The 11,197-nt window shown below is 49.0% G+C and carries 10 protein-coding genes; 7 read left to right on the forward strand and 3 right to left on the reverse strand.

Translation table 11 applies throughout. The annotated features are described in order from the left end of the window. The 5 genes from HMPREF3216_RS03260 (at nucleotide 1) to trmD (ending at nucleotide 3,719) form a co-directional block, all read left to right on the forward strand. Complete coding sequence (locus HMPREF3216_RS03260; RefSeq protein ID WP_060786914.1) at nucleotides 1-1,212, forward strand: endonuclease/exonuclease/phosphatase family protein; 1,212 nt, start codon at nucleotides 1-3, stop codon at nucleotides 1,210-1,212. Between the two features lie 334 nt (nucleotides 1,213-1,546). After that, nucleotides 1,547-2,020 carry a 30S ribosomal protein S16 gene (rpsP, locus tag HMPREF3216_RS03265; protein ID WP_060786915.1) on the forward strand — a complete coding sequence of 158 codons (474 nt, stop codon included), beginning with the start codon at nucleotides 1,547-1,549 and terminating at the stop codon, nucleotides 2,018-2,020. Between the two features lie 2 nt (nucleotides 2,021-2,022). Then, nucleotides 2,023-2,256: an RNA-binding protein gene (locus tag HMPREF3216_RS03270; protein ID WP_016636230.1), complete on the forward strand. Its 234-nt coding sequence runs from the start codon at nucleotides 2,023-2,025 to the stop codon at nucleotides 2,254-2,256. Nucleotides 2,257-2,264: 8 nt separating this feature from the next. Then, complete coding sequence (gene rimM / locus HMPREF3216_RS03275) at nucleotides 2,265-2,849, forward strand: ribosome maturation factor RimM (RefSeq protein WP_060786916.1); 585 nt, start codon at nucleotides 2,265-2,267, stop codon at nucleotides 2,847-2,849. A gap of 30 nt (nucleotides 2,850-2,879) precedes the next feature. Beyond that, nucleotides 2,880-3,719, forward strand: coding sequence for a tRNA (guanosine(37)-N1)-methyltransferase TrmD (trmD, locus tag HMPREF3216_RS03280; protein WP_060786917.1), 840 nt, complete (start codon nucleotides 2,880-2,882; stop codon nucleotides 3,717-3,719). Between the two features lie 172 nt (nucleotides 3,720-3,891). Here trmD and rsmD read toward each other — a convergent pair whose 3' ends face one another. Beyond that, nucleotides 3,892-4,473: a 16S rRNA (guanine(966)-N(2))-methyltransferase RsmD gene (gene rsmD, locus HMPREF3216_RS03285; RefSeq protein ID WP_060786918.1), complete on the reverse strand. Its 582-nt coding sequence runs from the start codon at nucleotides 4,471-4,473 to the stop codon at nucleotides 3,892-3,894. A 294-nt stretch (nucleotides 4,474-4,767) separates the two neighbouring features. Here rsmD and HMPREF3216_RS03290 point away from each other — a divergent pair, with 294 nt between their 5' ends. After that, nucleotides 4,768-5,715 (forward strand): uridine-preferring nucleoside hydrolase UriH, encoded by a 948-nt coding sequence (locus HMPREF3216_RS03290; protein ID WP_060786919.1) that lies wholly within the window; start codon nucleotides 4,768-4,770, stop codon nucleotides 5,713-5,715. Nucleotides 5,716-5,767: 52 nt separating this feature from the next. Then, nucleotides 5,768-7,189, forward strand: coding sequence for a uridine transporter UriT (locus tag HMPREF3216_RS03295; RefSeq protein ID WP_060786920.1), 1,422 nt, complete (start codon nucleotides 5,768-5,770; stop codon nucleotides 7,187-7,189). Nucleotides 7,190-7,395: 206 nt separating this feature from the next. On the opposite strand, the gene HMPREF3216_RS03305 is transcribed toward HMPREF3216_RS03295, so the two are convergent. Together HMPREF3216_RS03305 and HMPREF3216_RS03310 are read right to left on the reverse strand one after the other, a co-directional pair. Further along, on the reverse strand, nucleotides 7,396-8,544 hold the full coding sequence (locus HMPREF3216_RS03305) for a PfkB family carbohydrate kinase (protein ID WP_060786922.1): 1,149 nt from the start codon (nucleotides 8,542-8,544) through the stop codon (nucleotides 7,396-7,398). 108 nt (nucleotides 8,545-8,652) lie between these two features. Then, on the reverse strand, nucleotides 8,653-11,070 hold the full coding sequence (locus tag HMPREF3216_RS03310) for an ATP-dependent DNA helicase RecG (protein WP_060786923.1): 2,418 nt from the start codon (nucleotides 11,068-11,070) through the stop codon (nucleotides 8,653-8,655). Nucleotides 11,071-11,197: the final 127 nt, after the last annotated feature.

Here is an 11,197-nt window from a genome sequence, read left to right on the forward strand (position 1 = left end):
ATGATTCACGCGATTTTACCTGCGATTTTACTTATTTCGCTTGTTTTACTTCTGGCTTGGCAGCTGCTTAGGTGGCTGCCAGCTGGAGCAGACGGGCTAAAACCGCTGCCCTACGTTATTGCACTGCTGCCGATTGCGCCGTTTTGCGCAGGGTTTGGGCTAATCGCCAGCGCTGTGGCGGCGGCCTCAACACGATTGCAAAATGAATTTTGTAAATCGTACGTGTTTTTGTGCGCGGCATATGCGGCGTTGCTCTTAATCTCTTTAAAATCGTATACGCCGTATTTTGCAAGGCATTTGCGGAAACAAATACAAGAATACTTCCCCGTGTTTGTTCCCAAAAACACCAAAAACGGAAACAAACGCAGGAACACATGCCCGTGTTTGTTCCCAAAAACAGCAAAAACGGAAACAAACGTGGGAATAGATGCCCGTGTTTGTTCCCAAAAACAGCAAAAATGGAAACAAACGTGGGAAAAATCGCAGGAAAAATCGCGAGAAATCCGCGTTATGACGCTTAATTGCAGATATGGACGCGCAAACGCGAGTCAAATAATAGAACTCGCAAAAACGCATAAAGTCGATACAATTCTTTTGCAAGAAGTAAGCGAAAAACTTGTAAAAAGCCTTGAAAAACTTGGGATTAGGCGTGATTTTGCGCATGTGCAATTGGGAAATACAAACAACCGCGAAAATGGCGGATTTAACGCGATTTATACGCGATTAAGCGCTGTAAAACAATCTTTTGGCGAGTCGATTAAGATTGATGCGGCAAACGTGCCAATTGTTACGGCGGCTGCTTGCGAGACGCGCGCGGAAAATCCTCTAATAACATTCGCTTCGGCGCATCCAAAATCGCCTATGCGCGGGTGTGCGGCTTGGAGCAGCGGAATAATGGCGCTTGCAAAAATCGGCGAAAATCATAATAAAAGCGACTGCAAAAAAGTCACAATAATCTGCGGAGACTTAAACTCAACACCAGACCACCCGAGCTTTAGAGCGCTACTAAAATCAGGCTTTTTCGACGCATCAATGCAAATCGGCAAGCGATTAAAAACCTGGCCAACGTGGCAAAAATGGCCAAATCTTGCGCTTGACCATGTGTTAATAAAGTCAACAGGCTGCGCCGCCAAAGTCACAGAACAACGCACGATTCGCGTGGACGGCAGCGACCACTTTGCGCTAATCGTTTGCGTTTCGCTCCCACTCTAGCTCCCCTCTAGCTCCCCGCTTCTTCACCCAAATAACAATGCTCTTTGCGTACATTACTCCACCAAGTGAAGTAGAGATTCGAGATTTTTCGCCGCGAAAGAGGTGTATCGCTCGCGACCGAGTTTGTAGCTCAACACGACATGAATCGCTACAAAACGCCCGAATTATAGCAACATTCTCGGGAAAACATATAGTCCACGCAATCAGGCATAATAGAAAAGTTATTCGCGTGAATCGAAGCCCTCTTATCGACCACGCGAGGAACAGTGGAACTCGCAAGGAGTGCCCCACACCCGAGCGAAATTCTACGACTTTAGTTATAAGGAGAGCCATTTTGGCAACCAAGATTCGTCTTAAGAGATTGGGCAAGAAGTTCTACGCCTTCTATCGCGTTGTAATTTCTGATTCGCGCAACAAGCGTAACGGCAAGTCCATCGAAGAGATCGGTATCTACGATCCAAACAAGCAGCCATCTTTGATTCAGATTAAGTCTGATCGCGCACAGTACTGGCTTGGCGTTGGCGCACAGCCAACCGAACCAGTGTTGAAGCTGCTAAAGATTACTGGCGACTGGCAGAAGTTCAAGGGTCTCGATGGCGCAGAAGGCACATTGAAGACTTCTGAGGCTGGCCCAGACGCTCAGGCTCGTGTTGAGGCTGTAGAAGCCGAGGCTCAGAAGCTTAAGGCTGCTAAGTCCGAAGCCGCTGCAAAGGCTCAGGCCGCTGCAGAAGCCGCTAAGAACGAAGCCGAAGAAGCCGCAGAAGAAGCTCCAGCAGCAAATGCTGAAGCCGAGGAAAAGGCTGAGTAATTATGCTGGCTCAAGCTGTGGAACATCTCATTAAAAACATCGTGGATTTTCCAGATGACGTATCCGTGCGTTCTCATTCAAACGCTCGCGGCGAACTTTTGCGCGTGCGCGTAAATCCAGAAGACATCGGTCGCGTTATTGGAAGAAACGGTCGTACCGCCAATGCTATTCGTATTGTTGTGCAGGCTCTAAGCCATCGCAACGTGCGCGTAGACATTATGGACGTACGTAAGTGAGATTGAACGTGGCTAAAAACCAACTTTTTGACAACCCTCAGCAAGGTGAAAACACCCTACTGAGGGTTTGTCGTATTGGAAAAGCGCAAGGATTAAAAGGCGAAGTCACGGTTCAGGTCTTTACCGACGAGCCTTATAATCGCTTTGAACCAGGCAATGTGCTTTACACTAAAGACGGCGAGCGCGAGTTTACAATCGAAGCTTCCCGCACGTTTAAAAACCGCTGGATTCTGCTTTTTGAACAAAGCCTAAATCGTAATGACGCAGAGGCCCTAAACGGCTTGGAGCTTTACACTAAGGCTCAAAGTGCGGAAGAATTAGAGCAAGAAAACGCCTGGTATATTAAGGATTTAATAGGCCTTAGCGCGCACATTTGCAAGAATAATTCACTTGGTGTTGCTCCGCGCGAAATCGGCAAAGTCGTAGACGTTGTGGACGGCGCGCAGTCGCTGCTTAAAATCCGCCTTTTGGAGCCAGTTGGCGATGATAAAACTGCGCTAGTTCCTTTTGTTCAGGCGCTGGTTCCAGAAGTTAATCTTAAAGAAAAATATTTAACTTTAGACCCTCCAGGCGGACTGATTCCTGGGCTTTAGTGCGCAGGATTTACGCTTAAAGGCTTTAAAATGCAAATCGACATAATCTCCGTATTTCCAGAATATTTTCGCATGCTCGATCTGAGTTTGCTCGGCAAAGCGCAAGATAACGGCCTGCTTAAAATCAACGCGTATAATCTTAGAAAATGGACGCACGACGTTCATCAGTCGGTTGACGACACGCCAGTTGGCGGCGGCGCGGGAATGGTGATGAAGCCAGAAGTGTGGGCGGAGTGCCTGGATGAGCTGCTTTTTAGTGGCAATAATGACGCAGATAATGGCGATAATATCGCAAATAACAGCATTGATAACGGCACAGTTCTAATCTTCCCAAATCCTTCTGCCCCACTGTTTTCTCAAAAAGACGCAACGCAGCTAGCAAACGCCAAGCGACTCGTGTTTGGATGCGGCCGCTACGAAGGCTACGACGCGCGAATCCCCGAATACTACAAATCACGCGGCGTAGACGTGCGCGAGTACTCGATTGGAGACTACGTTCTTAACGGCGGCGAAGTGGCTGTTAGCGTTATGGTAGAGGCCATTACGCGCTTGATTCCAGGCTTTATGGGCAACCCCGAGTCGATTGTGGAAGAGTCGTATACGGGCGCGGACGCGATTCTTGAGCATCACCAGTACACGCGGCCAACAACGTGGCGCGGCCTTAGTGTGCCTGCGATTCTCACTTCGGGCGACCACGCTAAGGTGGATCGCTTCCGCAGAGACGATGCGTTGGCGCGCACAAGCCAAATCAGGCCAGATTTGATTGAAAAGCTTGATTGCAAGTCGCTTAGCAAGCAAGATAGAAAAACGCTGATTGGCCTTGGGTGGGAGGTTTCTGGCGATTCGCCGACGCGCGCCAACCTGCCGTAGCGCTTAAAGCGTAGCGCGCGAAGGCAATTTGGCGCGCTGAGCCGCTCAAAACAGAAGCACTGCTTCTGTGCGGCGAAGACGTTCGCGCGCTTAGACCGCGCGAACGAAAAATCTCGAATCTCTACCTAGCTTGGCAAAGCATAAACGAAAATAAAAATCAATGCGTAGAAGGTCAACGCGAAGTTTGAATAAACATCACGGCAGTTTCGCCATAGTTGCGCGTGTCGAAAATCTCCCACCCCGCACAAATCTTAGGCGCAACACTGCGCGCACTACGCTCCAAAACGATCAGCGTATCTGCCGCATCGCTTACAACGCCGTTTTTAACCATGTTTTCAATCAGCCGCTCGACTTGCGCCGTTTCCAACGCGTACGGCGGATCCACAAACACCAGCCCAAACGCCTCGCCGCTGTAATCTTGCACAAACTGCTCCGCGCGCTTTTTATTTACGCGCACGCTTAAATCCTGGCTCCACGCGCTTTGACTTTCTAGCACTTTAACGGTTTTTGCAATTAGCGCCGCCGCGGCCGCGTTCGCCTCTACACACACCAGCTCGTTTGCGCCCCTAGAAATCGCCTCTACTCCCAACGCCGCGGTTCCAGCGAATAAGTCGAGTACGCGCGCTCCCTCGCACACTCCCCACGAGTCGAGTCTAGAAAAAATCGCCTCTTTTGTGCGGTCTGTTGTGGGTCTTGTACATGACTTTGCGGCGCATAATGGCGTGCCTTTAAATCTTCCTGCAATTACGTGCATGTTTTAAGCATATCATTTTAAATCACTTTGACTTACGATTGCAATTTGGATTTGCGTAACCACTTTGACTTGTGTCAAATTTTATCCCTGCTAAAATTGTATTGGCCATTTGTTTATAAACATAAACAAATGTTGCTTAGCACTGGTTTCTGGCGATTTACCCCTAGCCACAGCTAAACAATGATGTTTGCAAACGACCTACGCATAAAATAAAAACAAACAAACAACAAAATCAAACAAACAACAAACAACAAAATAAAATAAGCAAAAACCATCAAGCAATAAGGAACAAAAATGACTTCAATCATTTTAGATTGCGACCCTGGCCACGACGACGCTATGGCAATTCTGCTAGCGCTTGGCAACCCAAACATTGATTTGCTTGGCGTAACAACAGTCGGCGGCAATCAGAGCCTAGAAAAAGTAACGTACAACGCGCGAGCAACGCTAGAAATGGCTCACGCAACAAACATTCCAGTTCACGCAGGCTGCGATCGCCCAATGATTCGCCCGCTAGAAGTGGCGGCTGCCGTTCACGGTGAAACCGGCCTAGACGGAGTAACGCTTCCAAAGCCAACTCGCCCATTAGACGAAGGCCACGCCGTAAACTGGATTGTTAACACGATTATGAACAGCGAGCCAGGCACAATTACGCTTGTTCCAACGGGCCCACTTACAAACATCGCAATGGCGGTGCGCATGGAGCCGCGAATCGTTAGCCGCGTTAAAGAGGTTGTGCTTATGGGCGGCGGCTACCACGTTGGCAATTGGAGCGCGGTCGCAGAATTTAACATTAAGACGGATCCAGAAGCGGCTCACGTTGTGTTTAACGAAGATTGGCCTATTACAATGGTTGGTCTTGATTTAACGCATCAGGCGCTTTGCACGCCGCAAGTGCAGGCCAAAATCGACGCAATCGGCACGCCTCTTTCGGCTTTTGCAAGCGGTTTGATGGACTTCTTCCGCAAGGCGTACCAAAATAATCAAGATTTTATTGACCCGCCTGTGCACGATCCGTGCACGGTTGCCTACTTGATTGATCACAGCGTTGTGCAGACCCGCAGATGCCCTCTAGACGTTGAAATTAAAGGCGATTTAACGCTTGGAATGACGGTTGCAGATTTGCGCGGACCAGAGCCATCAGCAAGCGAATGCCACACGCAAGTGGCCACTAAGCTTGACTTTAACAAGTTCTGGGATTTGATTATCGACGCTCTAAAGCGAATCGATGGAATCAAATAATAAAACAATAGACATCAAATAATAGATATAAAACAAACAAATAGGAGTTATTATGACTGAGGTTTCATCTCCAGCTCCACACATGTTAGACAAGGGCGGGCGCTCAATCGTAGCACTTATGACCGCACTTCTAGTGGCCATTTTTGCGTTCCAGCTAAACGCATCCATGCTCTCCCCAGCACTTGCCACTATGACGCACGAGCTCAAAACAACAGATACGCAAATCGCGCTAACACAAACCGTGTTCTTTACGGCGGCGGCTCTGTTTTCGCTATTCCTGCCGCGCTTGGCAGACCTTGTTGGCCGCAAAAAGGTGCTTACGGGCATTCTGGTTTCAACCATTTTAGGATGCGTTGTTAGTGCCATTGCGCCAAACGTTACGGTTCTTATGATTGGCCGAATCCTTCAGGGTGCAAGCGGCCCTGTTGTGCCAATGTGCTTGATTATGCTGCGTGTGCGCGTTAGCGAAGAAAAACGTTACGCAAAGTTGATGGCAATTTTAACCTCTGTAAACGGCGGAATTGCAGGCGTTGACGCACTTGCAGGCGGCTGGCTCGCAGGCAACTTTGGCTTTAGATCTGTATTTTGGACTATGGCTGTAATCGGCGTGATTGCAGTTCTTTTGGTTATATTCCAAACCGAAGAATCGCACGCACAAGACACCCCTAAGATGGATTGGATTGGCGTTGTAACGCTTGGCATTGCATTCTTGGCTGCATATCTTGCGATTAACGAGATCGGCAAGCTTGCGGGCGCCAACTTGACTCTTGTGGCGGTTCTTGTAGTTCTTGCAATCGTTTTCTTTGTAATCTTCTGGAACGTAGAGGGCAAAAACTCCGCTCCGCTTGTTTCTACAAAATACATGAGCCAGCGCCGCACTTGGGGCTTGCTTTCTTGCACGCTTCTTACAATGACGGGCGTTTTTGCAATCATGAATGGCGTTGTTCCACAGCTTGCGCAAGACGCTAAGTCTGGAGCCGCAATGAGCGCAAGCGTGGTGAGCTTTGCAACTCTTACGCCGTACGCAATTATTGGCTTTGTGTTTGGCCCTGTTGCTGGAATGCTCGCCGCAAAGTTTGGATACCGACTCGTTTTGCGCGCTGGAATCCTTGTGAGCGTTATTGGCGTTGTGTTTGGAATGTACGTCTCCGAGATGCCTTCTGTCGGCGGGCTTGTAGTGCTTTCTTTGTGGCTTGGAATTAGCTACGCAGGCGTTGCAAACATTATGCTTAACGGCCTTGGAATTGTGCTTTCCCCTAAAGATAATCCTGGATATTTGCCTGGCATGAATGCTGGCGCGTTTAACCTTGGAGCAGGATTGAGCTTTGCGATTCTCTACGCTGTTATGACCAATTTTGCGCAGAACGCTGGAGCAACCACTGGCTACGTTGCTTCGATGATTACTGGAATCGTGCTGCTTGCGCTCGCGTTTGCATGCTCGTTCTTAATCCCTAAGCCAGAAGATTGCGAGTGATCTACTGATCAATCACAAGAAAATAACAGAATAAACTAAGACCGCAGTTTTTAGCTGCGGTCTTTTTATATTTGCCAGGCAGGTAATCGTTCGCGCGGTCTAAGCGCGCGAACGTCTTCGCCACGCAGAAGCAGTGCTTCTGCCTTGAGTGGCTCAGCGCTCCGAATTGCCTTTTCTCGCTACGCTTTAAGCGAAAAGGCAGGTCGTCACGCGCGCTCATGAATGTTTTGCATTCGCTCCTCAACAAGTTCTGGCGTCATTGCCTCATGTACCGCCTCAACAGACTCAGTGTTCAGCGCCGCAGCTGCCACCGCAAATCGCCCTGTCTTGGAATTGTCAAAGTGGTTGTATCGCGCGTAAATCAAAGCGGCAGTGGCTGCATCGCTAGAACCATTGTCATTGCCAACCGCCTTAGCGCCTTCGGATCCGTTTCCTCTAGAAACAATCATCCTTTGTACGCGCTGCAAAGGCACAGGGTAAAACGCAATGCCTTCCCCAAGAATTCCATACGCAACGCCTTCACGCCCCGAATTAACAAACACGCGCTTAACTCCGCGCTTAAGCAGCGCCTTTGCACATTGCACGGCTGACCTTTCGTCTACAGCGCAAATTCCAGTAAGCGCTTGCGATTCTGCCGTGTCTAAAACAAGCGTATCAATGCAATTTAGGCGCGAAAGTATTCTCGGTGCTTTTGCATCCGTTATTGCGCGAACCATAATCGGCTTTCTGTAGTTATCGCACACCCATTCAAACGACTTTTGCGAGATGTTGGTGTCTAGTGCAACAATGTCTGCGTTTTCTATGATTGATATTCTTTCGCGCAAAAAGTCTGGCGTCATGTAGTCGTAGATACTCATGTCGTCTAATGCCAAAAGCCTTTGCCCAGATGCGTCTCCAACATACATATAAGACGCTGTCATGGCGTCTGGCAGCTGCTTTGAGTAGCCTATGTCTAGTCCGTTTATGGATGCGTCTATTTTAAACAGCTCGCCATTGTGGTCGCCTCCGTACACAGAGACCAAGCTTGCGCGCGTGTTCATCCTCTCTAAAGCAACTGCGATATTTCGCCCAACTCCGCCAAGCGCGTAACGCACCTTTGCAGCGTTCGACGTGTAGTCCATAAGGTCTCCGCACGCGATTCCCAAAACATCCATGCTTATTCCGCCGATTACTGTTACGTAGCTTGGCGGCGTAACAATGTAACCTTTGCCTCTAAGGTACCCTTTGCGAATCAGATTGGAAATGTGCGCTGCCACGCCCGATCGCGTAATACCAGCTAAATCTGCAAGCTCCTGCTGACTAATCATAGGATTCTGCTGAATCCACGACAATATTTGTTGTTCGCGTTCAGTCATCTTTGCCTCGTCTCTCGCGTTTTTACCTTATACTTCTAGAATATTCAAAAATTGTCTTTTTCGCACGTAAATTGTAAAAAATTGTGCGATTTTCTTCGCGATTTTCTTCTAATTGCTCAAAATTGCCGTGCTGCTGCCGCGCGTAAAGTCTAAAACCGCCCCAGCAAGTTGCGTGTGATTTTGCAAAGTTGGGTCGCTTGCAAGAATCGAAGTTGCGCATTGCCTTGCGTCTGCAATAATCTGCGCGTCTTTAACAACTCTAAGCAGCTTTAAGCTTGATTTTCCGCCAGATTGACTGTCTCCTAAAACGTCTCCAGCGTTTCTAAGCTCCAAGTCTTTTTGCGCGATTACAAAGCCGTCTAGCGATTCTTCTACAACCTGCAAGCGCGCTGCCGCCAACTCGTTGTCTTGAACTGCAGATACCAAAAAGGCCCAGGATTGTGTGCCTGCTCTACCAACTCTGCCCCTAAGCTGATGAAGCTGCGCAAGGCCAAAGCGATCGGCGTTAAAAATCACTATGCAACTGGCTTTTGCAACATCTACGCCAACTTCGATTACGGTTGTAGAAACCAAAATTTGCACTTTGCCGCTTTCAAAATCGCGCATAATACTGCGCTTTTCGTCGTCGCTTGTGCGGCCTGTAAGCTCAGCAAAATTGACGCCACTAAATTGAGGAAGATTTTTAAGGCGGGCTAAAATTTGCGATACTGTGTGTATTGGCGCGTTGGATTGTGCGTTGGATTGTGCGTTGTTTAATGAATTAGATGAATACGCGGAAAAGTCGAAAGCCGCCGCAGAGTCGCCATTATCGCCATTATCGCCATTATCATCATCGTCTATTCGCGCACAAACAATGTACGCGCGCTCCCCCGCGTCAATTCTGGAACGAATGTGGCTAAACATTGCGGCCATTTTTGCAAAGTCCAGCTCGTTTATAACAAACGTGCGAATCGGCTTGCGGCCGCCTGGAAGCTCCGTTAAGTAAGACGCGTCTAAATCGCCAAACCAAGTCATTGCAGCAGATCTAGGGATCGGCGTGGCCGTCATAACAAGAAGATGAACATCCGCATTATTACTCATTTTGCGTATAAGCGAGTCGCGCTGCTCAACGCCAAATCTGTGTTGCTCGTCGATTATAGCCAGCGCAAGGTTTGTGGGCTTAAAACTGGCGGAAAATGCGGCATGAGTGGCCACAATAATCGAAGGCTCGCCGCTTGCCACTTTTGCCAGCGCTCTTCTTCGATCCGCCAGCTTCATTCCGCCCGTCACAAGCGTAATTTCAACGTTTATGCCCGCGCGCGCAATCATTTTGCGAAGATTTTCGGCGTGCTGCTGGGCCAGAACTTGAGTCGGCGCAACAAGCACCGCTTGGTGGCCCGAACCAACAGCTTGAAGCATTGCGCTCATTGCCACAACCGTTTTACCAGAGCCCACTTCTCCTTGCAAAAGACGACGCATTGGTTTTAATGGGGATTCGCTGGCTGCTGGCGACTCATCTTGCACATCTTGCATATCTTCCGTAATCTCGCTAATAACGTTTTTTTGGCCTTCCGTCAACGCAAATGGCAAGCTGGCTTCAAACTGCTGCCTTAAAGCGCCATTGTTGCACGCGTAGGCGGACCCGTTAAGCGAGTTCTCGCGCGACTGCAAAACGGCGATTTGAGATATAAACGCTTCTTCAAAGCGCATTGTGTTGATTGCGCGCGCAAAATCCTCTTTGGTTTGGGGATTGTGAATTGACTCAAACGCCGCCGCGCGATGCATAAAGTTTCTGCTTGCGATTACGGATTGTGGGAGAATGTCTGGAAGGGACTCGGGCAAGGATTCTGGCAAAGACTCGGGCAAAGACTCGGGCAAAGACTCGGGCGCAAAATCGCCACTATCGCAGCTCTTAAAAAGTCGCAATAATCCTAAAATCGTCTCGTGAATGTGGTCGCTAGAAATGCGCGAATTTGCGTGGTAAATCGGCTGCGGAGCGCAAAGTCTTTCCATCGCTTCATCAACGCTTTGCGCAACAAAATCGCCAGACGCGCTAGACTTCTCATCGTTGATAGACTTCTCACCATTGCTCGACTTCTCATCATCACTACCCGCCGCCAAAACGCTTATAACTTGCGGATGCGTAAATTGCAAAACGCCATTAAACGCGCCGCTCACCCCGCCCACAACAACGGTTTGACCAACGCTCATGCGGCTGCTAACCCATTGCGCGTATTGCCTGTTTTTTGAAAAATAGACAATTTGAGCGCGCGCCGCATCTTGCGCAACATTTACGTCTAGGCGATACCCTCTTCGCGCGGCCATTTGCACCAAGTTTATGGACTGTATAACCGCGCAAAACGCCACTTCTTGACCAGGCAAAATTTGGCTTAAATGCGCAGGTTTTAGCGGATTCGTGACTCTAAACGGGTAGTACGTTAGCGCGTCTTTTACCGTGACTACGCCTAGCGATTTTAGGGCAGATACGCGGCGCTTGTTGCCTACTAAGGATGATATTGGTGTGTTTAGTGTTACGGATGCGGCCATACTTCGATTATAATCGTCGCGCTACGATTTAAGTGCTCAGGCAGGTCGGAGCGCAAGTGAGGTAGAGATTCGAGATTTTTCGCAGCGAAAGAGGCGAGCCTCAGCGCCGAAGGTGGTGACTCGCCGA

It is taken from the genome of Gardnerella vaginalis, assembly GCF_001546455.1.
Lineage (GTDB): Bacteria > Actinomycetota > Actinomycetes > Actinomycetales > Bifidobacteriaceae > Bifidobacterium > Bifidobacterium vaginale_B.